Here is a 21977-nt window from a genome sequence, read left to right as displayed (position 1 = left end):
TCCTGTGGTCGATAATCTCTCCCGTCACAGGATCGACCATCACATCAGAATCAATCTCGGTCGTGTCCGACACGGCCTGTCCTTCCAGTCAGGCCAAGCCCCCACACACCGTTTTTCCGACAGTCCCGTGACTTCCTTGAAAATTCAACGGAGTGTCCGAAGCGTTCTCGTCTCAGCAATGTGTCTCACATTGATATTCTCACCATCGACTATATTTGGCCTTTGACTGGACGGTGGGACGGGATGGCGCGGCTTGGGTACGCGAGGGTGACCTCGGCCGAGCAGGACGCCGCCCTCCAGATCCGGGACCTCGAGGCCGCGGGGTGTGAACGGATCTACCGCGACCACGGAGTCAGCGGAACGCGGGCCAGCCGGCCCGAGCTGGACCGGATGCTCGACCGCCTCAGTCGCGGCGACGAGATCGTGGTGTGGAAGCTGGACCGGCTCGGGCGCAGCACCCGAAACCTGCTCGAGCTGCTCGACACGTTCAAGGCCAGGGACATCAAGTTCCGGTCCCTGCGTGATGGCATCACCACCCACCCCCACACCGAGCTCGGCGGCGCCATGGCCCAGACCATGATCACCATCATCTCCGCCTTCGCCCAGCTCGAACGCGACCAGCTCTCCGAACGCACCAGGGCCGGCATGGCCGTGGCCGCGGCCAACGGCCGGCCGTCGGGCTGGCCGGCGCGAGGTCACCGCTGGGGACCCGAAGGTTAGGCGTGCCCGCGAGCTATGAAGGCCCAAGGACTGAAGCCAGCCGATATCGGAAGGGTCATCGGGGTGGGCCGGGCGACCGTGTACCGGTACTTGAGCCTTGAACACAGTTAGATGCCGGAGGCCGGCCCTCACTCCGGGACAGGCGGGCGAGGGCCGGGCCTGCGACACGGTAACAAGCTTCACCGTCAAAGGCATTGCGACGCGACCATGCACAGGTGCGCTCAACACTGCATGCGATAGGCGTCCGATCCTGGAGTGGCTTGTGGCGTCGGACCGTGTGCTCTCTGGGAGCGGCTATCGTTCGCCGGGGCGCGCAGGGGACCTAGAGGGAAGGGCGACGGCCCTCCCAGGGAGCGACCGTCTCGAGCGCGGCTGCGATCCGGAATACTGTTCCTTCTGCGAACGGGTGGCCTACGATCTGGATCCCGGTCGGTACGCCTTCATTAGAAAGCCCGCTCGGCACAGAAATGACGGGGCAGCGGTTCGCAATGTTGAACGGGGAGGTCATGTGTGCCTGCCAATAGTGGTCAAGGTGCTCGCCGCCGAACGTGATCCCGTCTAGGTAGTCGCCTTCGGCTATCAGTTGGGGCACGGCCGACGTCGGGCAGAGGAGTGCATCGAAGCCCTCCATCGCGTCGGCAAGCTCGCTCTGCATCCTGTGTTCGGCTTCGAGCCCCTCTAGGAACGTGTTTCGGCGTGCAGCCACGGCTGCATCTGAGAGGAACTTTCGGGTGTATGCGGCGAGCTGGTCTTCGTGCCCGGCGGTGGCCTTGGCCATCGCCGGGCCAAGGATGTAGCCGAAGTGGGTGAAGATCGTCTCGACGATGTCCGCGCTATGCCACGGAAGGACTATCTCCTCCACTTCGCATCCCGCGGAGACCAACGCGGCCGCTGTCCGCCGCGTGTTCGCCTCCACGTCGGGGGCGACGAGGTAGTCCCCGAGCCGAATGCAGAGTGCGACGCGCATGCCCTCTACCGTTCTGAAATGGCCCGCAGGGTCTGAGGCGGCTTCGACTGTCGCATGATCCCGCCTGTGCCGCCCGGACATCACGCCAGCGAGCAGCGCTGCATCGGCCACCGTGCGAGCCATTGGTCCGTCGCCGCGATACCAGTCAGCAGCTAATACCCCCATCCCGGGGATACGCCCGTAAGGAGCCTTGTACCCCACGGTCCCGGTGAAGGACGCGGGAAGACGGGTCGAGCCCGCGATGTCGGATGCCGTCGCGAGGGTGGCCATCCCCGCAGCGAGCGAGGCCCCGGCGCCCCCTGAGGAGCCTCCCGGGGAGTACCTCGGATTCCATGGGTTCCGCGTCACACCCCACAGCGGGCTGTGCGTGACCGTTGCGCAGCTGAACTCAGGCGACGTGGTGCGAGCGTGCACGATTCCGCCCGCAGCCGCGATGCGCTCGATCACGGGATGATCCTCGACCGCCACTGTCCCCGCCTGGTGGATCAGTCCCTGGGTGAAGGACCGTCCCCTTAGGGCGTGCTTCTCCTTGGCCGCTACCGGCAGGCCGAGCAGCTCGGTGCCGGGTGTTGCCTCGCCAGGACGGAGCTGGACGTAACGCTTCTCTGCTTCCCTCGCTGCTGAGAGGGACTCCTCGAACATGGTCTCGGTCAGGGCGTTGACCACAGGGTTCACTGCCTCGCACCGGTCGATCACGTCCTGCATAAGCTCAACCGGAGAGAGCTCGCGCCGTCGGAACAGCCTCAGCGCTTCCATGGCGCTCATGTAATGGAGCTTCGACATCTCAGGCCCGCCCTTGTGCGCCGGGGAGCAGCGACGGTGCCAGGGCGCCGTGGACGAGGCGGTGGACGACCTCGCTGAGCACTTCAAGGCCCGCCAACATGTCAGCGTCCGAGGTGAATTCCCGCTCGCAGTGCGAGACGCCCCCTTCCGAGGGGATGAAGATCATGACAGAGGGCACGATGCGGTTCATGGCGACCGAGTCGTGGCCGGCCATGGTCTGCATGCGGCGGGCTCCGATGCCCAGCTCGGTGGCGATGTCCAAGGTGAGCTCGACTCCGGATTCCGGGTAGTACTGGTTCTCGCGGATGTCGAAGTCTCGGACACTGATGTCGAGCCTGGCTGCCTCGGCGAGTTCGGCGATTTGCCTCCTGAGCGTGTCCCTGGCCTGGTGGACGATCTCGCGCGAGTTGGAGCGGAGGTCGGCCACCAGGTGCGCATGCCGTGCGACGACGATCGGCGAGTTCGGCTCGACGGTGAGCTGCCCGACGGAGGACACTAGCTCCTCTGCGGGGAAGCCCAGCGTCACGTCATGGACCATGGAGATGATCTTGGCGGCGGCCAGCAGGGCGTCCCGGCGGTCCGCCATCGCAGTGGCTCCGGTGTGGGACTGTTCGCCGTTCACCTCGATGTCCAGCTTCTGGGTGTACCAGGAGGAGTCGACCGCTCCGATCGTCAGGCTCTCGCGCTCGAGGATCCGGCCCTGTTCGATGTGGATTTCCGCATAGCCGGCCGCCTCGGGCCCCTCGTCTGGCCCGAGGTAGCCGATGCTGTCGAGTGCTTCTGCGACACGAGTCCCCGCGAGGTCCCTGACCGCCAGCATCTCCTCGCGGTCCTTGATGCCCGCGAAGACGCTGCTTCCCATGATCGACGGCGCGAACCGGCCCCCCTCCTCGTTGAACCAGTCCACGACTGCGAGGTTGAACTCTGGGCGCTCCCCCGTCTCCCTCGCGCGCCTTTCGACCCGCTCAGCTGCGTGCAGTGCGGCGATGACACCATAGGCGCCGTCGAACCGTCCCCCGAGTGGCTGGCTGTCCAGATGCGATCCGACGATGATGAACGGCGCGCCCGGGCGGAGCGTGATGAGGGCGAACAGATTGCCGATGCCGTCTACCCGGATCGTCCAGCCCCGCTCCTTCGCGAAGGCCGTGAACCAGTCACGTGCCCGCTGGTCGTCAGGTGTTGCCGCCTGCCGGTCGACGCCGTGATGAGGCGTCGACCCGATGTTCGCTACGTGATGGAAATCCTCAAGGAAGGTCTGCGGAGACATGTGCGTGAACCTCTGCGTGTCGATCGGTGTGTGGGATGAAGTGGGCGAGTGTTCAGGCGTGGCGACCGCGGGTCTCAGGCACTGGTGTCAGCGTGAGGAACAGGAACACAATGACTGCCATGCCGCAGAGCCAGTAGGCCGGCGAGAAGGCCACCCCTGTCGCGCCGACGAGCCATGTGCCGACAAACGGCGCGGTTCCGCCAAAGAGCGCGTAGCCGACGTTGTAGCTGAACGCGGCCGAGGTGAAGCGGGTCCTGGTCTCGAAGATCTCGACGAAGAAGGTGTAGCAGCCTCCGCCGTAGAGGCACAGCGGCACCACGAACAGGACCTCGCCGAGCAGCGCGAGCCCGAAGGTCCCGCTCGTGACGAGCATGAAGCAGGGGAAGGCGAGGAGGGCCAGGGCGGCCGAACCGCTGATGAGCATGGGCTTCCTGCCTACACGGTCCGCGATCAGTCCTCCCACAGGAAGGAGAAGTGCGTAGGCCAGCATCGCCACGGCGTTGACGGCCAGGGAGGCCTCCTGGCCGAGCTTCCCGCTGGTCTGGACGTACGAGACGAAGTAGCCGGAGAGGAAGTAGAAGCCCATGGCAGTCATGCCCATGACCAGGATGACCTGGACGATGCGGAGCCGGTTGTCGCGAAACGCCTCGCGGATAGGGCTGTACTCGCGGTGCGCGGCCTCTTCGGCAACCTGCTTGAAGGCCTCGCTCTCCTCAGTGCGGGAGCGGATCCAAAGGCCCACGAGCGAGAGCGGGAGGGCAAGCAGGAAGGGGATCCGCCAGCCCCAGTCCGTGAAGTCCGTCTGGGGGAGAGCGTTGCTCAGGACGAGCATGAGCGCACCGGCGACAACCGAGGGGAGAGCAGTAGCGGCGAGTGTGATGTTGAGCCAGAAGGCCCTGCGATTCACAGGAGCGTGCTCAAAGACGAAGGCGGGCGCGCCGACGGATTCGCCGCCCGCAGAGAAGCCCTGGATGAGGCGGCAGAGCACGAGCAGGGCCGGCGCCGCCCATCCGATCAGGCGGTAGCCGGGAAGGAGACCGATCGCAGCTGTGGCTGCACCGATGGACAGGAGCGTCACGTACAGGACGCGCCGACGGCCCAGCTTGTCACCGAGATGCCCGAAGAACAGGCCTCCGAGCGGCCGGACCACGAATGCCACTCCGAACGTCGCGAAGGTGGCCAGGAGACCGGCAATTTCGTTCCCCTTGGGGAAGAACAGATGGGACAGCGTGACCGCGGACAGGGCGTAGAGCGCGAAGTCGTAGAACTCAACAAATTGGCCGACGCTCCCTCCCAGCAGGACGCGCTTGGACATCAGAGTTGGCGCATCGGCCCTTTGGCCTGCGCGCCGGGACTCCTCGTTCGTATTCACGGTCATGTCTGCCTCCTCATTGAGCATGGCTCGCGGTTGCCATCATCTTCGTGGCGCAGATCACTACCGGTCCAATTGATTGATTGACGGGCCTTGATCGATTTAATCGATCGGAGATGCGCTCGGTTGCTGGGAGAAGAGCCGTCGGCACACTTCCTCGAAGGCGCGTGCCCGGCGCGTCGGGCGGAGACCTACAGGCCGCGCGAGGACGGCCCGGATCGGACGGTGCCTCCCCCTCAGAGACCGCACAGCAACGTCCCTGCCCAGATATGTCGAGTCGCCGGGAAGCCTCTGGTTCAGGATGGAATAGCCGAACCCTCCCGCCACGTAGGAGCGCACGGTTTCATACCCGGACACGCGATGGCGCACGAAGGGAGTGATCCCCGCGGCTGTGAAGAGGTCGAGGACGTACTCCCGTGTGTGGGGAAGATCGAGGAGGATCAGCGGCTCATCTGCCAGCTCGTCCAGGGAGACGTCTCCCGCAGGACGCCCAGCCAAGGGATGGTCGGCCGGCAGGATGACGTGAGGGGGCAGAACCTCGATCCCTGTGGTTTCGAGTCCGTCCACGGCCGCGATGTCGTACATCAACGCGATCTCGCAACGCCCATCAAGAAGTGCTCTGCCGAGGTACGCAAGATCCCCTTCGATAAACGTCACCCGGACCTTCGGATAGTGGTCTTCAAAGGCCTTCAGGATGAGTGGAGCGCGGAACGAGGCGAACGGCGCGAACATGCCCACAGTAAGGTCTCCGTCGAGCTCGTGTGCCGCGCCATGCACGACGTCGAAGAGTCTGTCCGCATGGTCCAGGAACGGCCGAAGTTCCTGAGCCAGGAGACGTCCGACGTCAGTGAGGACGATCCCCCGCTGGTGCCGGCGCATGAACAGCTGCGCCCCGAGCTCCTTTTCAAGCTGGGAGACCGCCGAGGACAGCGCCGACTGGCTGATGTTGAGTCTCCCAGCGGACTCAGTCATGTTCTCCGTCTCGGCGACCGATGCGAAATACCGCAGCTGCACCAGCGTGAAGGACCGTGCCATGGATTCAGACCTCCGAGTGTCGCGCAAACCGTCTTCAGCAAGCATGGACAACGTGACTCGTGAAGGCACATCACTCTTGCGCCCCGGCTCCGGGACCGAGGCCTACCGTGGTCTCAAAAGTGCCGTCCCGCCCTTGCGAAGGAAGCCATCATGGACGACTACACCGCCTTGCCCGCCAGCCTTCCCATCCCTGAGGACGAGGGAAGGCCGATCACCTTCCCGGAATGTATCTGCCTTCCCTGAAACTGCCCACTAGCGACGGCGGCACGGTCAGCATTTCCGAGCTCGGTGTCGGCAGAACGGTGATCTACCTCTATCCGCTGACAGGCCAGCCAGGAGCGAATCTTCCCGAAGGATGGGATGCAATCCCGGGAGCGCGCGGCTGCTCAACGGAAGCCTGCAGCTTCCGCGACCACTTCGAAGACCTCCGGCGAGCCGGCGTGGACTCGGTTTTCGGCCTCTCCAGCCAGGATCCGGACTATCAGGCAGAAGTTGTGAAACGCCCTCACCTGCCCTTCGTCATGCTCTCCGACGAACGCCTACAGCTGGCCGCTTCCCTGAAGCTGCCGACCTTCAGTTCCCCCCGGCCACCCTCGCCTCTACTCGCGACTCACCCTCGTGGTCCTCGACGCGCGGATCGAGCAGGTCTTCTACCCTGTCTTCCCGCCGAACACCCACGCTCGGGAGGTGGTGGACTGGCTCAGGGCCGCCGGGGCCCCGCAATTCTCCAGCCTGAGTCGCTGAGGGTCAGGACGTGGCTCCGCCGCCTGACGGCTCATGAACTAGGAATCCACCTCCAGGACGCGGGAGCACCACCGAAGGAGGGCATCATGCTTCCTCGGACGAAGAACCGCGATGCCCCCTCGGCAGCAGGCTGGGTGTCCACCATCCACCAGCCCGTCCAAGGGCAATGTTCACCCGTATGGGCGAAGCGCTCCTCACGGGCGCGGGAAGCTGCACGGGCGAACGGGTCACGGCGTTTCATCGAAGAACTCCCGGTAGGTAGGGCCATGGGACGAGGGGCGGCCATACTCAGGCTAGGCCCAGTGCAATTGCGACAGGCCCAAGACATCTGGCCACTCTCTCTCCTATAAATAGCCAGATGTCGACCCCAGCTCTGCCCATCCGGGCACTACCGTGGGATCACCCCCACTACGTTGGAAGCGAGATCCACTATGACTGAAACCCAGGACCTGCCCGTCCTCCCCCACTGGATCGGCGGCAGGGAACACCCCTCCGTCGGGGAACGCACCGCCCCCGTCTTCGACCCCGCCCTCGGCGTCGAGACCAAGCACGTCTCCCTCGCCTCGGCCCAGGACATCGAGACAGCCATCGATTCGGCCCAGAAGGCCTTCCCCGCCTGGCGGGACCTGTCCATGGCCAAGCGGCAGCAGATCCTCTTCCGCGTCCGCGAACTCCTCAACGAGCGCAAGGGCGAGCTGGCCGAGATCATCACCTCCGAGCACGGCAAGGTCGTCTCGGACGCGCTCGGGGAGATCAGCCGAGCCCTCGAGGTCGTAGAACTCGCCACCGGCTTCCCGCACCTGATCAAGGGCGAGCACTCCGAGAACGTCTCCACCGGTGTAGATGTCCACTCCCTCAAGGCCCCGCTCGGCGTCGTCGGCATCATCAGCCCCTTCAACTTCCCGGCCATGGTCCCGCTGTGGTTCCTGCCCGTCGCGATCGCCGCCGGCAACACCGTCATCCTCAAGCCCAGCGAGAAGGACCCGTCCGCGGCGAACTGGCTCGCCTCCCTGTTCACCGAGGCCGGCCTGCCCGACGGCGTCTTCAACGTCCTGCACGGGGACAAGGAGGCCGTCGACGGACTCCTGACCCACCCGGACGTCAAGGCGATCTCTTTCGTCGGGTCCACCCCCATCGCCCGCCACATCTACGAGACCGCCTCGAAGAACGGCAAGCGCGTCCAGGCCCTCGGCGGGGCGAAGAACCACATGCTCGTCCTCCCCGACGCCGACCTCGATCTCACCGCCGACGCGGCCGTGAACGCCGGCTTCGGCTCCGCGGGCGAGCGCTGCATGGCGATCAGCGTCGTCGTCGCCGTCGAGCCCGTCGCCGACGAGCTAATCGCGAAGATCCAGGAGCGCGTGGCCACCCTGAAGATCGGCGACGGGCGCCGCAACTGCGACATGGGCCCGCTCGTCACGGCCCAGCACCGGGACAAGGTCGCCTCCTACATCGAGATCGCCGAGGCGGACGGTGCGAGGGTGGTCATCGACGGGCGCGGCATCGTGGCCGACGGGGCGGCTGAGGGCTTCTGGCTCGGCCCGACCCTCATCGATCAGGTCCCGGTGACCTCGAAGGCGTACCAGGACGAGATCTTCGGCCCGGTCCTGGCCATCGTGCGCGTGCACAGCTTCGAGGAGGGCCTGGAGCTGATCAACGCCGGGGCGTTCGGCAACGGCACCGCGATCTTCACCAACGACGGCGGCGCCGCCCGGCGCTTCCAGAACGAGGTCGAGGTCGGCATGATCGGGATCAACGTCCCAATCCCCGTCCCTGTCGCCTACTACTCCTTCGGGGGGTTCAAGGACTCGATCTTCGGGGATACGAAGGCTTACGGCCTCCAGGGCTTCCACTTCTACACCCGCGAGAAGGCCGTCACCTCGCGCTGGCTGGACCCCAGCCACGGCGGGCTGAACCTGGGCTTCCCCCAGAACTGACCTGGTCAGGAAGGCACCGAGGGGCGCCGGGACGTTCAGGCGTCCAGGCGCCCCTCCGCCGTCCCCAGGAACTGCACGGCCGCCCAGAGCTCGAGGCGGTCCTGGAGCGTGTCGAGATTCAGCCCGAGGAGGCGGCCCGCCGCGTCGATCCTGTTCCGCAGGGTGTGCCGGTGCACGCCGAGCTCTGCGGCGGCCTTCTCCCACACGCAGTTGTGGGACAGCCACGTCGTCACCGCCCTCAGCAGTTGGGGGCCCTCGCCGGAGCCCCCGGAGGTGAGGAGCGGCCGCAGGATGCCCAGTGCCACCGGCTGTGCGTTCTCAGACCGGAGCAACCCGAGCATTCCCCGCTCGGCGACCTCGGCGAATTCGACGACGGGACGCGTCAGCTCGAGGGCACGCTCCAGCGCCCGCTCGGCCTCGCCCAGTCCCACCGCCAGCCGTGCATGCGGAGTCGGATGTGAGACGCCGGCGACGGCCCCGTAGCGGGAGAGCGCCTCGAGGACCTTGCCCTGGTGCTGAGGACTGGAGAGGACGACGACGTTCCCTTCCCGGGGCGCGTAGAACACTGCCCCGCGGTGGTCGTCAGCGAGGAGTTCGAGGGCCTCGAGCAGGTTCTGGCCCTGGGCGGCGGGGCGGGCGAGGGTGACGATGGCCGGATCGGCGGGCAGGCGCCCCCACACCTGGCGCGCAGTGCTGTGAGCGACCTCGGTCCTCTCGGACAGGAGCTGTTCGAAGACCCCGGCCCGTAGGTGCTGCCGTGCGGTGTCCAGACTCCGGGTCTGCTCTAGGGCGAGGCTGGCCAGGGCGATAACACTGTTGACGATGTCCGTCCGGGCCGGATCGAGCGACTCCAGTCCCCCGAGGGCGAGCACGCCCCGAAGCCTGCCCCTCCGTCCCAGGGTCTGCAGCGTGACCTGCTGGCCCTCGACCTCCCTCTGCACCACCGACCGCTCGCCCCGGTCTAGCGCGGAGCGCGCAGCCTCCGTCACCTCCGCGATCAGGTTGGAGGGCACCGGCGCGTTCGAGGGCATGCGCATGTAATTGCCGGCCCCATCGAAGAGTGCCACCCAGCAGCGCAGCTGCCGCTCCATCTCGCCCAGGATCGACCTCAGTCCATCGGGGCGGAGGGCCGCGCGCGCGATCGACCGCTGCGCCTGCAGCGACCACTCGGCCTGGGCGTGCTGCTCACGGGCGATCCAGTCGGCCACGAACCGGATGATGGCGATGAACGGCGTGCGGTCTCGGACCTCGATCAGCGGCAGGCCATGCCGCACACAGGCCTCGACGAGCCGCTCAGGAATCGACTCGTGTAGGACCTGGGTCGCGAAGCCGAGGCCGACCACCCCCCGCACCACCAGGCGCTCGACATAGGCGTCCTCGGCCCAGCCCACCGGGAACTGGCTGCCGTCTGTCAGTAGCAGCTGTCCCTCATCCAGGAAGGGCGTCGGATCGGCGAAGTCGGAACTGTGGACCCAGGCCACCTCCGCCGCAAGGGCCCCGTCCTGCAGTTCCTCGGGAACGACGAGGCGCAGGTGCAGCCGGGAGCTCCCCAGCAGATCGCGGACCGTGGGCGACATTTTCGCCTCCTGTCACTGCAGATGTCCAAGACAAGTCATCAGATTGTACGCAGGTCCAGCGACAGAAGCAGTCGCGAAGACCGACGATTGAAGCGCTCCCCCCACACCTCCAGGACCGAAAGGGCCGCCATGTCCTCCACGCCCACACTGGCCGAAACGACCATCACCAACGCCGACGCACTGGCCCTGGACCGGGAAAACGTCTTCCACTCGTGGTCGGCCCAGAAGTCCCTCAAGCCCCTCGTCCTCGCGGGCGGATCAGGCACCACCGTGTGGGACCACGAGGACAACAGCTACCTCGACTTCTCCAGCCAGCTCGTCAACACGAACATCGGACACCAGCACCCCTCCGTGGTCGCGGCCATCGCCCGGCAGGTGACCGCCCTGGCGACCGTGGCCCCCGGTCACGCCAGCCACGTCCGCGGCCGGGCCGCCGAACTCATCCTCCGCCATGCACCCTCGAACATGAGCAAGGTCTTCTTCACCAACGGAGGCGCCGACGCCAACGAGAACGCCATCCGCATGGCGCGCCTGCACACCGGCCGCGACAAGGTCATCTCCCGCTACCGCTCGTACCACGGCAACACCGGCGCCGCCATCGTCGCCACGGGCGACTGGCGGAGGATCCCCAACGAGTACGCGCGCGGCCATGTCCACGCCTTCGGCCCCTACCTCTACCGTTCCGAGTTCTGGGCTCAGACCCCGGAGCAGGAGGCCGAGCGCGCGCTCCACCACCTCCGCCGTGTCATCGAGGCCGAGGGCCCCGCCTCTGTCGCGGCCGTCCTGCTCGAGACCATCCCCGGAACGGCCGGGATCCTCATGCCCCCGCCCGGCTACCTCGCCGGGGTCCGAGCCCTCTGCGACCAGTACGGCATCGTGCTCATCCTCGACGAGGTCATGGCCGGGTTCGCCCGCGCCGGGCAGTGGTTCGCACTCGACGCCTTCGACGTCCGCCCCGACCTCATCACCTTCGCGAAGGGCGTCAACTCCGGCTACGTGCCCGTCGGCGGAGTCATCATCTCCGAGGAGATCGCCGCCACCTTCGACGATCGCATCTTCCCGGGCGGCCTCACCTACTCAGGCCACCCCCTCGCCGCCGCCTCTATCGTGGCCTCCATCGAGGCCTTCGAGGACGAAGACATCGTCGGCAACGCGGCCCGCATCGGACGCGACCACCTCGGGCCCGGCCTGCGCCGCCTCGGCGCCGACCACCCCCTCATCGGGGAGGTCCGGGGCGCGGGGGTGTTCTGGGCCCTCGAACTGGTCGAGGACAGGGCCACGAAGCAGCCGGTCTCCGCAGCATTCATGGGCCAGCTCAAGACAGAGCTCGTCTCGCGCGGCCTCCTGCCCTTCACCGCCGACAACCGCATCCATGTCGTTCCCCCCGCCGTCGTCACCGCCGACGAGGTCGCCCGCGCCCTCAACATCTACGACGCCGCCCTCACCGCTCTCACCCGCTGAACCCGGAACCGGCCCCGACCTGCTCGCAACAAGCGCCGGGGCCGGATGCGGCGAGACGCAGGACATGAGGCATTCGCTTTTTACAAGATCCGGATTACGGGCGTTAGCTGCACAATCCCGTCGTCAAAGATGGTTCCCGGTAACGTGGTGTAAGAATGTCCACCTGCCGAGGGAGGACCTATTGCGCTTTCGCTTGGGCCCCATACCGGAGGTTCAGGCGTGCCCAGTCTGAGAGGTGATGGGCCAGGGCTTCGATCTCGGGCGCTGCGTAGTGGTCTGGGTCCCAGGCTGCCCAGTCGATGATGGACAGAGGGCGCCCGCGGTGGGTGAGGGCGCGCATCTCGAGTCCGAACTGGGGCGGTTCCGCAGCGACTGCAAGTCCTCGTCCTGCTGCCGCGAGGGCCTGCGCCACGTTGCTCGAGGACACTTCGGCCGATACATCCAGGGCGAGGCCGGCCTCGGCGGCGGCGTCATCTATGACGTGGCGGATGGCGCTTCCCGTTGCCGCGAGCAGCAGCGGATGGCCCTGCAGATCGGCCAGGTCGACCATTTGAGGGAGGCTACTGTAGCCGGGCGCGGACTGGACGCTCAGGGGAGCGGTGAAGACCTTCTGCGCCGCGTACTGCTGCGGCGGCCGTGCCGTGCCGATGGCCAGATCGGCCCGCCGAAGCTCCAGCTCACGGTAGACACGGTCCGGCGCATGCTCGCTCACATCGCGCAGGGGGGCCCCGGTCTCGGCAAGGAAGGGCGCCACGATGTAGCGCATCACCGTCGGCGGGCAGGCGAGCACGAGGTCGAGCCGGCCTGACTGGAGGCTCTTCATCACTCCGGTGCCGGTGCTCGCCCGCCAGACGACATCCTGGGCGATGGGCCTGAACCTCTCCCCCGCCGCCGTCAGCCTCATGCCTGACGTCCTCCGCTGGAACAGCCGCACGCCGAGCTCCTGCTCGAGGCCTGCCAGCTGGCGGGAGATGGCGGGCTGGGTGACGAAGCAGGCCTGGGCCGCGGCGCTGACCGTCCCGGATTCGGCGACGGCAAGGAAGTACTCCAGGACCCGGAGCTCCACTATGCCTCCAACTTATAGATGGGTGAGCTATTGGGCATTGGACGATTATATCTGCTGGCCCTCACAGTGGTCAGGAGGAGACCTTCGTCTCACTGCCCTCCCCTCATCTACCAAGGAGAATCCATGGACCGGGTCCCCGCCGACGCGAGGGCGCAACGGCGCGCCACCGTCGGGGCATTCGTCGGCACCGCCATCGAGTGGTACGACTTCTACGTCTTCGGCACCGCCGCGGCGCTGGTGTTCGGCAAGGTCTTCTACCCCGGCGCTGCGCCGGGCGCAGCGCTGATGGCATCCTTCGCCACCTTCTGGGTGGGGTTCCTCGCCCGGCCTGTCGGAGGACTGGTCTTCGGCCACTTCGGCGACAGGTTCGGCCGGAAGAAGACCCTCATCGTCACACTGCTGCTTATGGGGAGCGCCACGGCCCTGATCGGCGTCCTGCCCGGCTACGCCGCCATCGGCGCCGCCGCCCCGGTGCTGCTGATCGTCCTGAGGGCAGTCCAGGGCCTGGCTGTCGGCGGGGAGTGGGGCGGAGCGGTCCTGCTGGCCACGGAGCACGCCCCGGAAGGACGGAAGGGCCGTGCAGGGTCCTGGGTGCAGCAGGGCTCCCCGGCCGGGTCGATCCTGGCCACCGTGGCCTTCATCGCGGTAGGGGCCCTCCCGACGGAGGCCTTCCTCTCGTGGGGCTGGAGGATCCCCTTCCTCTTCTCGGCCGTCCTCGTGATCGTCGGGCTGGCCATCCGCGCGAAGGTGGAGGAGCCGGCGGGCTTCGCCGCCCTCAAGGCAGCCCATGCGGTCGCGAAGGTTCCGATGGTGGAGGTCTTCCGCGTGGCCCCCTTGGCTGTCCTGCTCGGAATCGTCGCGTCGATCCTGGGCATTTCCGCCGCCTACTTCAACAACACCTTCCTGCTGGCATGGACTACCGGCGAGCTGGGGATGGACCGCCAGGTGATACTGGACATCCTCCTGGCCACCGCCGTCCTGCAGTTCATCTGGCAGCCCCTGGCTGCCCGGCTCGCCGAGAAAACCGGGGTACTGAGGCTGATGTTCATTGCCCTGGCCTACGCCCTCGTGGCCGTCGTCCCCCTGTTCCTTGCGATCCTCTCCGGCAACACGCTGTTCCTCGCCGTGATGATGTGCCTGAACATCCTGGGCGGGTCCGCGTACTACGCACTTCTGGCGACCATGCTCGCCGAGGCCTTCCCGGTCAACGTCCGCTACACAGGGGTCTCGGTCGCCTACCAGTTCTGCGCGACGCTCATCGGCGGGTCGACCCCGCTGCTGGCCCAGGCCATCCTCGTGGGCCAGGGCCCGTGGGGCGTCGCGGCGTTCTACGCCGCCCTGATCATCGCCACCGCTGCCGGTGTGTGGGGCCTATCGCGCCGCCTTCCCGCCTCCGCCGACCGTGCCGAGGCCCCCGCCGTCGCCGCGCCGTGACCAGCCACCCCTTGCACGAGAGGACCCCAGATGACCACAGCCGAGCAGCGTGAGGCGATCCTTGCTGCCGTCGACGCCCGCTTCGACGCCCAGGTGGCCTTCACCGCCAGACTCGTTGCCACCCCGTCGCTGCGCGGCGCCGAAGGCGCGGCCCAGGACCTGATCGAGGAGGAGTACCGGGGCCTCGGCCTCAAAGTGGACCGATGGACACTCGACCCGGCCGAGGTGTCCCAGCACCCGGCGGCCGGCGCCATCGACGTCGACTACTCCGGAAGCGACGTCGTGGTGGGCACCTACCTGCCCGCCCGGGAGGCAGGACGCAGCCTGATCCTGAACGGCCACGTGGACGTCGTGCCGACCGGCCGTCCCGAACTCTGGAGCCGCAGCCCCTTCGAGAGCACCATCCTCGACGGCTGGCTCTACGGCCGAGGTGCCGGGGACATGAAGGCCGGCCTGGCCGCCAGCCACCACGCCCTGGCGGCCGTGATGGCCGCCGGACTGCGGCCCACGGCCCACATCCACCTCCAGTCCGTCCCCGAGGAGGAGAGCACCGGCAACGGCACCGTCTCGGCCCTGCAGCGCGGATACCACGCCGACGCAGTGGTGATCCCCGAACCCGTCGGCGGCGACCTGGTCCGCGCCCATGTGGGCGTCATCTGGTTCCGCGTCCGCCTCACCGGCGAGGCCGCCCACGCCGCCGAGATGGCCCAGGGCTTCAACGCGGTGGACGCGGCGTACGCGCTCATCGGGGACCTGCGCCGCCTCGAGGCCCGGTGGAACGCCGACTCGGCCTCGGTCAGGCACTTCGAGGAACTGGTCCACCCGTTCAACTTCAACGTGGGCCTCATCTGCGGAGGAGACTGGGCATCGTCCGTGCCGGACTGGTGCGAGTTCAGCATGCGGGTCTCCTTCCCCCCGGGGCAGTCGGCCGAGGACGCCTGGGAACAGGTCCTGGACGCGGTGGCCCAGTCCGCCCGGGACAACCCGGCACTGCACGGCGCCGCGCCGGCCGTGGCCAAGACGGGCTTCTTCGCCGACGGCTACGCGCTGGAGCCGGGAAGCGAGGCCGAGGAGGCCCTCGCGGAGGCCTTCTCCTCCGCGGCCGGCCGGCCCCTGGGTTCCCGGACGATGACGGCCTACATCGACTCCCGCGTCTACGGCCTCTTCGACCGCACGCCCTCACTGGTGTTCGGACCCGTGTGCGAGAGGATGCACGGCGCCGACGAGCGGGTGTCGCTGGAATCCCTCCGCGAGGTCACCCGTGCCCTCGCCCTCTTCATCGCCGACTGGTGCGGCGTCGAGGAAGATAACAGCCCCCGCTGAGCCGGGCCCAGCCCCACCCCTCTCCCGCAGTCAAAGGATCAGGGGAAAATCTATAGACACGTTGTATACAACTCGTCTACGCTTGGTATGGGGCAGCAGCGCCCCCTCTCCCTTTCCGAGGAGCTCCTCATGACCGAACTGACCCAGCGCAGCGGGGTGCGGAAGCACACCAGCCTCCCGGCGGTCGCCGCCTCGAGCCTGGCCGGCACCGCCGTTGAGTGGTACGACTTCTTCCTGTACGGCACCGCCGCCGCACTCGTCTTCAGCAAGCTCTACTTCCCAGCCGGCGATCCCTTCGTCAGCACGATGCTGGCCTTGGGCACCTTTGCCGCCGGCTTCCTCGTCCGCCCGCTGGGCGCGCTCGTGCTCGGCCACTTCGGCGACCGCTACGGCCGCAAGTCGACCCTGGTGGCAAGCCTGCTCATGATGGGCCTGGCGACCGCCCTGATCGCCGTCATCCCCCCGTACGCCTCCATCGGCATCTCCGCGCCCGTCATCCTGCTCGTCCTGCGGCTCGTGCAGGGCTTCGCCCTCGGGGGCGAGTGGGGCGGGGCGGTCCTCCTGGTGTCCGAGTACAGCGACACGAGCACCAGGCGCGCCTTCTGGGCATCCTGGCCGAACGTCGGCCCGCCGCTGGGCAACCTCCTGGCTGCCGGGGTCCTCGCGGTGCTCTCGGCGGCCATGCCGCAGCAGGCCTTCCTCGCGTGGGGGTGGCGGATCGCCTTCGGCCTCTCGGCCGTGCTCGTGATCATCGGGCTGGTCCTGCGCCTCTACGTGCAGGAGACGCCCCTGTTCGAGGCCTCCCAGTCCAAGGCCGAGGCCGAGCAGGCCAGGCAGTCGAAGCTGCCCCTGGCCCTGCTCTTCCGCCGCCACTGGCGCCAGATCCTCGTCGCCGCCGGATGCCGCATGGGCGAGAACGCGGGCTTCTACATCTACTCGCTGTTCATCATCACCTACGTCGGGGAGATCCTGAAGCTCGACCGCCAGGTCGGCCTCAACGCCGTGATGGTCGGGCAGGGCGTCGCCGTCGTCGCGATCCCCCTCCTCGCCGTTGCCGCAGACCGGGTAGGGCGCAAGCCCATCATCATCGGCGCCTCGGCCGCCACGGTCCTGTGGGCCTTCGCGTTCTTCGGCCTGCTGGACAGCCGCCAGCCGGCACTGATCGTGCTCGCCGCGGTGGGGGGACTGCTCATCTTCGCCGCCTACAGCTCGGTGATCGGCGCCTTCTTCTCTGAGCTCTTCCCCACCCAGGTGCGGTACAGCGGGACGTCGGTGGCCTACAACCTCGCCTCCCTCGTCGCCGGCTCCTTCGCCCCGATCATCGCCCTGGCCCTCTACCAGGCCTTCGGCACCGGCCAGGCCATCGCCGTCTACCTCGCCGGCATGGGCCTGATCTCGATCATCTCGGTCCTGTTCGCCAAGGAGACCAAGGACATCAGGCTCAGCGACCTCGACCCCGCGGCCGGCCAGCCCTAGGCCCAGAGCGCCCGCACCGCCGCCTTTGAACGACAGACACCCTGAAGGAGCACCATGGACATCTCACTCGTCCAGCTGTCCAGCCCGGACGGCGAGACCCAGCCGGACCGCATCGATCGCGCAGAGGCGGTTGTCCGGCAACAGGCCGGCGCCGACCTCGTGGTCCTGCCCGAGCTGTGGAGTGCCGGGTACTTCCACTTCGACCAGTACCCCGATCTCGCCGAGGGCCTCGAAGGGCCCACCGTGGCGATGTGCGCGGCTGCCGCACGCGACCTGGGCGCGTACGTCCACGTCGGCAGCATCGTCGAACGCCTCGGCGAGGGGGCGCTGCGCAACACCTCGGTCCTGCTGGACCCCGCCGGGAACGTCGTCCACACGTACTCCAAGGTGCACGTGTTCGGCTATCGGTCCCTCGAAGCGGAGCTGCTGACGCCAGGGACATCGCTGCCGGTCGTGCCCACCCCGTTCGGGCAGGTCGCCGGCACGACCTGCTACGACCTGCGGTTCCCGGGGCTGTGGTCCGAGCTCAGCGTCCGCGGGGCCGAGATCGTCATCGTGCCTGCCGCGTGGCCGGCCGCCCGCCGCGAGCACTGGCGCCTCTTCACCTCCGCCCGCGCCGTCGAGCACCAGGTCTTCGTCCTCGCCTGCAACGCCGCCGGGACCCAGGGAGGCGTCGCGCTCGGCGGAACCAGCCGCGTCGTCGACCCGCGCGGGCAGCTGCTGGCCGAGGCCGGCCCCGAGGAATCCGTCCTCAGGACCACCATCGACCCCGCGCTCGTCCAGTCGGTCCGCAGCGAGTTCCCCGTGATCGGGGACCGGCTGCCCGGCTACCAGAGCCTCTCGTACTGAACAGAAGGAGAACCGCTTCCGTGAACACCACAGCAGCCGCCGACCTGGCCCTGCGGGTCAGCGGGACAGACGAGACCATCGTCCTGTCCGACTTCGTGGCCGTCGTCGCCGGCTACACCGGCCGCGACGCCGCCGCGGTCCAGCACCACATCGACGAGCTCGCCGCGATCGGCGTGGCGCCGCCGCCGGAGGTGCCCATGTTCTACCCGGTGGAGAGCTCCTCGCTCAGCACCGCCCCGTCGTTCGCCCTGCAGGCACCGGAGACCTCGGGCGAGATCGAGCCGCTCTACATCCGCCACGACGGCCGCTACTACCTCGGCATCGCCTCGGACCACACCGACCGCCGCCTGGAGACGGTGGACATCGGCGACTCCAAGCGGGCCTGCCCGAAGCCCGCGGCAGCGACCGTCGTGCCCGTCGCCGACCTCGAGGGCCTCTCCCTCGACACCGCCCGGGCACGGACCTGGGTCGACGGGCGGCTGTACCAGGATGGGTCCCTGGACGGGCTGCGTACCCCTGCCGACGTGGTCGGGCGCCTCCTGGCCCGGATCGACCTCGGCGACAAGGACTTCGTGTGCCTGGGCGGGACGCTGCCGCTGATCGGCGGCGAGTTCGTCTACGGCAGCAGCTGGCGCCTCGAGCTCGCATTCCCGGACGGCACCACGATCGACCACACCTACACCATCACGAAGGGAACACGGCCATGAGAACTGGCGAAGAGTACATCAAGACCCTCAACGACGGGCGCACCGTCCTGCTCGACGGCCAGGCCGTCGACAACGTCGCAGAGCACCCGGCCTTCCGCAGCGTCATCCGGACGATCGCGGAGCTCTTCGACATCGCCGCAGACCCGGCCAACGGCATGCAGTACCACAGCGAGGAGATCGGCGGCCCGGCGAACCTCGTCTTCAGCATCCCGCGCTCCCCCGAGCAGCTGCGCAGCCGCCGCGCCGCTGTCGAGCGGTGGGCCAAGCACACCCACGGGTGGGTCGGACGCAGCCCCGACCACGTCGGGACCTTCTTCGCCGCCTTCGCCGCACACCCGGAGGTCTTCGAGAACCCGGAGCGCGACTTCGCCGGGAACATCCGCCGCTACTACGAGCGGATCCTGCGCGAGGACCTCTACGTCTCCTACGCGATCATCCCGCCCCAGTACTCCCGGGCGACCACCGCCTCCGGGTGGGAGGGCGACTTCATCCAGGTCGGCGTCGTCGACGAGACCGAGGAGGGCCTGATCGTCCGCGGCTCGCAGATGCTCGCCACCGGCGGGGCGATCTGCGACGAGGTGTTCGTCACTTGCATCAAGCCCCTCGGCCCGGACGACGTCGACTTCGCCCTCAGCTTCGCCCTCCCGGCCGCCACGAAGGGCCTGAAGTTCCTGTGCCGGCGGCCCTACGCCCCGGAGACCTCCAGCGAGTTCGACTACCCCCTCACCACCCGCTACGACGAGCCCGACGCCCTCGTGATCTTCGATGACGTCCTGATCCCCTGGGACCGCGTCTTCATCGACCGCGACACCGACGCGCTGCGCCGCCAGTTCTTCGACACCGGCGCCCACGCCCTGGGCAACTGGCAGGCCCAGACCCGCCTGACCACGAAGCTGCAGTTCATCGCCGCGGTGGCCCGGAAAGTCACCCAGGTCAACGGCACCGACAGGATCCCGGGCGTCCAGGAGAAGCTCGGCGAGCTCGCCGCGATCGTCTCCTCCGTGGAGTCCGCCCTCCTGGCCGCCGAGTACACCGCCGAAGCCGATTCGGCGGGGATGCTCGTCCCCGGCAAGCGCCCGCTTTACGGGGCGATGGGGCTCCAGTCCGAGACCTACCCCCGCGCCATCAACATCCTCCGCGACCTCGCCGGCGGGGGCGTGCTGCAGCTGCCCTCCGGCATCGCCGACATGAAGAGCCCCACGACGGCCGCCGACGTGGAGCGCTACATCGCCTCCCCCCACGTCTCCAGCGAGGACCGGATCAAGCTCTTCCGCCTGGTCTGGGACATCATCGGCTCGGAGTTCGCCGGCCGCCACCAGCAGTACGAGCTCTTCTACGCGGGCGCGCCCTTCGTGGTCAAGGGCGTCTACACGTACCGGAACTACGGCTACGACGCCCAGGTCGCAGAGCTCGACGAATGGCTCGCGGGCTACTCGGTCGACGGCCGTACCGGAGAGGAGGACTGAGATGGCCAAGCCGGAATACGAGTTCGGTCCGACCTCGGCGGTCGAGTTCACCCCATGCAACCCGCCGGTCGACGGGCTCTCCGAGGCGATCCTCGCCCGCGACGACGGCAGCGACGCGGTCACCCGCATCCTCAAGTTCGAGCCCGGGACCGACACGTCCCCGAACGGTCCCCTGCGCCACGACTTCTGGGAGGAAGTCTTCATCTTCGAGGGCTCCTTCGTGGACCTGCGGCTGAACAGGACCTTCCGCGCCGGCGACTGGGCCACCCGGCCACCCGGCATGGAGCACGGCCCCTGGCTTTCCAGCGAGGGCGCGAAGATGTTCGAGGTCCGCTACTACCAGAAGGGGCGTGAGTGAGATGGCGGTGCCAGCGGTCTTCATAGAGCCGGACGGGGCAGCAATGCGCCGGACGATGGGGCGCTTCCTCACCGGCGTCGCAGTCGTGACAGCAGCATACGAGGGCGAGCAGGTCGGCATGACGATCAACTCACTCACCTCGATCAGCCTCGAGCCGCCGATCCTGATGATCTCGCTCAACTTCAACACTCGCACCGGCGATGCAGTCCTGGGCAGCGGCAAGTTCGCCATCTCCATCCTCGGCGCCAAGCAGGAGCCCGTGGCGCGGCAGTTCGCAGTCCGCGGCGGTGCCCGCTTCGAAGCCGGGGACTTCGACGTCACCGCCGCCGGCCTCCCCGTCATCCGGGGGGCGCTGGCCCAGGCCGAGTGCCAGGTCGTCGACCAGCGCACGGTAGGCGACCACCAGGTCTTCTTCGGCCAGGTCACCGCGAGCCGCTACCGCGACGGCGAGCCCCTGGCCTTCAGCTCCGGCAAGTTCGGCGCATTCCGGGACTTCAACCACGACGCGATGCCCTGGTCCTTCTGACCCCGCCGGGGACAGCGGGAAAGGGCAGACCCATCCCGCTGTCCCCAGAGCGCCGCCCCTAGCAGCCGCTTCTGGGCCACCGAGCACCAGGTTCGACCCACCCGGCAGCGGATGAGGGCCAGCGGCTCTCCTGGGACGCCCCGCCGTCGACGGGGAGTCCCGTCCGGACCGAGGGGTCCATGCCAGATAATGGCAGCAACGAGCATGCAAGTTGTATGCAGATCCCGAGATGAGGAGGCTGACGTGTCGAGGACCACTCGGGCCAACGGCAAGGCAGCCCCCGAAATCGCCTACGACTGGGTCAAGGGCTTCATCCTCGCCCTCCCCCGCGAAGAAGAGGCGTTCCTCAACGAGGCCAGTCTGGCCGAACAGAGCGGCACCTCGCGCACACCGGTGCGCGAGGCCCTCCTCCGGCTGGAGGCAGAAGGGTTCATCAGGCGGATCCCGCACAAGGGCGCCTACATCCCGGCAGTGTCCGACGCCGAAGTCGACTGGGTCCTCCAGGCGCGCGCCATGGCCGAGAAATGGGCGGCGGCGAGGGTCGTCGGAGACACGGCCACAGCTGACCAGATGGAGGAGATCCTTGCCCGCCAGCGGCTCTCAAGGGAAGACGCCGCCGCTTTCATCGCCATCGACACCGAGTTCCACACCTACATGGTCAACGCTGCCGAGAACCCGGTGATCCGCGACATCTATGCCACCCTCCGCAACCGACAGCTGAGGATGGGTCTGAAGGCCGTCACCGGCGGCGACCGAGTCGACAGCGTGCTCATCGAGCACCAGAGGATCGTCGACGCCCTCAGGGACGGCGACCTCGATGCCCTCAACGCAAAGATCGATGCGCACCTCGAATCAACCCAACAGGCCATCACGAGACGGCGGTCCCTCTGAACGACTCCCTCACCGAGG

The 21977-nt window shown here is 67.8% G+C and carries 19 protein-coding genes; 13 read left to right on the top strand and 6 right to left on the bottom strand.

Features of this window, described 5'->3' with window-relative positions; genetic code table 11:
* Positions 1-222: 222 nt before the first annotated feature.
* Positions 223-720 (top strand): recombinase family protein, encoded by a 498-nt coding sequence (locus E6A26_RS10240; RefSeq protein ID WP_234865330.1) that lies wholly within the window; start codon positions 223-225, stop codon positions 718-720.
* Between the two features lie 322 nt (positions 721-1042).
* Here E6A26_RS10240 and E6A26_RS10235 read toward each other — a convergent pair whose 3' ends face one another.
* From E6A26_RS10235 to E6A26_RS10220, 4 genes are all read right to left on the bottom strand, one after another.
* Positions 1043-2470: an amidase gene (locus E6A26_RS10235; protein WP_136611088.1), complete on the bottom strand. Its 1428-nt coding sequence runs from the start codon at positions 2468-2470 to the stop codon at positions 1043-1045.
* A 1-nt stretch (position 2471) separates the two neighbouring features.
* Positions 2472-3737 carry a M20 family metallo-hydrolase gene (locus tag E6A26_RS10230; RefSeq protein WP_136611087.1) on the bottom strand — a complete coding sequence of 422 codons (1266 nt, stop codon included), beginning with the start codon at positions 3735-3737 and terminating at the stop codon, positions 2472-2474.
* Between the two features lie 52 nt (positions 3738-3789).
* Entirely contained in the window at positions 3790-5115 is a 1326-nt protein-coding gene (locus tag E6A26_RS10225) for an MFS transporter (RefSeq protein ID WP_234865328.1), read from the bottom strand.
* Positions 5116-5211: 96 nt separating this feature from the next.
* Positions 5212-6144: a LysR family transcriptional regulator gene (locus E6A26_RS10220; RefSeq protein WP_136611086.1), complete on the bottom strand. Its 933-nt coding sequence runs from the start codon at positions 6142-6144 to the stop codon at positions 5212-5214.
* 224 nt (positions 6145-6368) lie between these two features.
* On the opposite strand from E6A26_RS10220, the gene E6A26_RS17905 reads away from it, so the two are divergent.
* Both E6A26_RS17905 and E6A26_RS10210 read left to right on the top strand, forming a co-directional pair.
* Positions 6369-7238 carry a peroxiredoxin gene (locus E6A26_RS17905; RefSeq protein WP_234865326.1) on the top strand — a complete coding sequence of 290 codons (870 nt, stop codon included), beginning with the start codon at positions 6369-6371 and terminating at the stop codon, positions 7236-7238.
* An 81-nt stretch (positions 7239-7319) separates the two neighbouring features.
* Positions 7320-8825 carry a CoA-acylating methylmalonate-semialdehyde dehydrogenase gene (locus tag E6A26_RS10210; RefSeq protein WP_136611085.1) on the top strand — a complete coding sequence of 502 codons (1506 nt, stop codon included), beginning with the start codon at positions 7320-7322 and terminating at the stop codon, positions 8823-8825.
* 35 nt (positions 8826-8860) lie between these two features.
* On the opposite strand, the gene E6A26_RS10205 is transcribed toward E6A26_RS10210, so the two are convergent.
* On the bottom strand, positions 8861-10402 hold the full coding sequence (locus tag E6A26_RS10205; RefSeq protein WP_136611084.1) for a PucR family transcriptional regulator: 1542 nt from the start codon (positions 10400-10402) through the stop codon (positions 8861-8863).
* A gap of 129 nt (positions 10403-10531) precedes the next feature.
* On the opposite strand from E6A26_RS10205, the gene E6A26_RS10200 reads away from it, so the two are divergent.
* Positions 10532-11863 (top strand): aspartate aminotransferase family protein, encoded by a 1332-nt coding sequence (locus E6A26_RS10200; RefSeq protein WP_136611083.1) that lies wholly within the window; start codon positions 10532-10534, stop codon positions 11861-11863.
* Positions 11864-12041: 178 nt separating this feature from the next.
* Here E6A26_RS10200 and E6A26_RS10195 read toward each other — a convergent pair whose 3' ends face one another.
* Positions 12042-12929, bottom strand: a complete 888-nt coding sequence (locus E6A26_RS10195) for a LysR family transcriptional regulator (protein ID WP_136611082.1) — start codon at positions 12927-12929, stop codon at positions 12042-12044.
* Positions 12930-13052: 123 nt separating this feature from the next.
* Between E6A26_RS10195 and E6A26_RS10190 the strand changes: the two genes are divergently transcribed.
* From E6A26_RS10190 to E6A26_RS10150, 9 genes are all read left to right on the top strand, one after another.
* Complete coding sequence (locus E6A26_RS10190; RefSeq protein WP_136611081.1) at positions 13053-14363, top strand: MFS transporter; 1311 nt, start codon at positions 13053-13055, stop codon at positions 14361-14363.
* Positions 14364-14393: 30 nt separating this feature from the next.
* Positions 14394-15686 (top strand): ArgE/DapE family deacylase, encoded by a 1293-nt coding sequence (locus E6A26_RS10185; RefSeq protein ID WP_136611080.1) that lies wholly within the window; start codon positions 14394-14396, stop codon positions 15684-15686.
* Between the two features lie 129 nt (positions 15687-15815).
* Positions 15816-17162 carry an MFS transporter gene (locus tag E6A26_RS10180; RefSeq protein ID WP_136611079.1) on the top strand — a complete coding sequence of 449 codons (1347 nt, stop codon included), beginning with the start codon at positions 15816-15818 and terminating at the stop codon, positions 17160-17162.
* 54 nt (positions 17163-17216) lie between these two features.
* The gene (locus E6A26_RS10175; protein WP_136611078.1) at positions 17217-18011 is read left to right on the top strand and encodes a carbon-nitrogen family hydrolase; all 795 of its coding nucleotides are present in this window, start codon (positions 17217-17219) and stop codon (positions 18009-18011) included.
* A gap of 20 nt (positions 18012-18031) precedes the next feature.
* Entirely contained in the window at positions 18032-18718 is a 687-nt protein-coding gene (locus tag E6A26_RS10170; protein ID WP_136611077.1) for a DUF2848 family protein, read from the top strand.
* A complete protein-coding gene (locus E6A26_RS10165; RefSeq protein WP_136611076.1) occupies positions 18715-20184 on the top strand; it encodes a 4-hydroxyphenylacetate 3-hydroxylase family protein in 1470 nt (489 codons plus the stop codon). Before E6A26_RS10170 ends, E6A26_RS10165 begins: the two co-directional genes overlap by 4 nt.
* A gap of 1 nt (position 20185) precedes the next feature.
* The gene (locus tag E6A26_RS10160) at positions 20186-20542 is read left to right on the top strand and encodes a cupin domain-containing protein (protein WP_136611075.1); all 357 of its coding nucleotides are present in this window, start codon (positions 20186-20188) and stop codon (positions 20540-20542) included.
* A gap of 1 nt (position 20543) precedes the next feature.
* Positions 20544-21068, top strand: a complete 525-nt coding sequence (locus E6A26_RS10155) for a flavin reductase family protein (RefSeq protein ID WP_211129078.1) — start codon at positions 20544-20546, stop codon at positions 21066-21068.
* Between the two features lie 243 nt (positions 21069-21311).
* Positions 21312-21959 carry a GntR family transcriptional regulator gene (locus E6A26_RS10150; RefSeq protein WP_234865324.1) on the top strand — a complete coding sequence of 216 codons (648 nt, stop codon included), beginning with the start codon at positions 21312-21314 and terminating at the stop codon, positions 21957-21959.
* Positions 21960-21977 lie beyond the last annotated feature (18 nt).

Source organism: Sinomonas albida (assembly GCF_004919045.1).
GTDB lineage: Bacteria > Actinomycetota > Actinomycetes > Actinomycetales > Micrococcaceae > Sinomonas > Sinomonas albida.
This window is presented reverse-complemented; position numbering and strand designations above follow the sequence as displayed.

What these genes read in the sequence shown, in the direction of transcription:
- E6A26_RS10235 (WP_136611088.1), bottom strand. Translation starts at nt 2,470, where the DNA reads ATGTCGAAGCTCCATTACATGAGCGCCATGGAAGCGCTGAGGCTGTTC.
- E6A26_RS10230 (WP_136611087.1), bottom strand. Translation starts at nt 3,737, where the DNA reads ATGTCTCCGCAGACCTTCCTTGAGGATTTCCATCACGTAGCGAACATC.
- E6A26_RS10225 (WP_234865328.1), bottom strand. Translation starts at nt 5,115, where the DNA reads ATGACCGTGAATACGAACGAGGAGTCCCGGCGCGCAGGCCAAAGGGCC.
- E6A26_RS10220 (WP_136611086.1), bottom strand. Translation starts at nt 6,144, where the DNA reads ATGGCACGGTCCTTCACGCTGGTGCAGCTGCGGTATTTCGCATCGGTC.
- E6A26_RS17905 (WP_234865326.1), top strand. Translation starts at nt 6,369, where the DNA reads ATGTATCTGCCTTCCCTGAAACTGCCCACTAGCGACGGCGGCACGGTC.
- E6A26_RS10210 (WP_136611085.1), top strand. Translation starts at nt 7,320, where the DNA reads ATGACTGAAACCCAGGACCTGCCCGTCCTCCCCCACTGGATCGGCGGC.
- E6A26_RS10205 (WP_136611084.1), bottom strand. Translation starts at nt 10,402, where the DNA reads ATGTCGCCCACGGTCCGCGATCTGCTGGGGAGCTCCCGGCTGCACCTG.
- E6A26_RS10200 (WP_136611083.1), top strand. Translation starts at nt 10,532, where the DNA reads ATGTCCTCCACGCCCACACTGGCCGAAACGACCATCACCAACGCCGAC.
- E6A26_RS10190 (WP_136611081.1), top strand. Translation starts at nt 13,053, where the DNA reads ATGGACCGGGTCCCCGCCGACGCGAGGGCGCAACGGCGCGCCACCGTC.
- E6A26_RS10185 (WP_136611080.1), top strand. Translation starts at nt 14,394, where the DNA reads ATGACCACAGCCGAGCAGCGTGAGGCGATCCTTGCTGCCGTCGACGCC.
- E6A26_RS10180 (WP_136611079.1), top strand. Translation starts at nt 15,816, where the DNA reads ATGACCGAACTGACCCAGCGCAGCGGGGTGCGGAAGCACACCAGCCTC.
- E6A26_RS10175 (WP_136611078.1), top strand. Translation starts at nt 17,217, where the DNA reads ATGGACATCTCACTCGTCCAGCTGTCCAGCCCGGACGGCGAGACCCAG.
- E6A26_RS10165 (WP_136611076.1), top strand. Translation starts at nt 18,715, where the DNA reads ATGAGAACTGGCGAAGAGTACATCAAGACCCTCAACGACGGGCGCACC.
- E6A26_RS10160 (WP_136611075.1), top strand. Translation starts at nt 20,186, where the DNA reads ATGGCCAAGCCGGAATACGAGTTCGGTCCGACCTCGGCGGTCGAGTTC.
- E6A26_RS10155 (WP_211129078.1), top strand. Translation starts at nt 20,544, where the DNA reads ATGGCGGTGCCAGCGGTCTTCATAGAGCCGGACGGGGCAGCAATGCGC.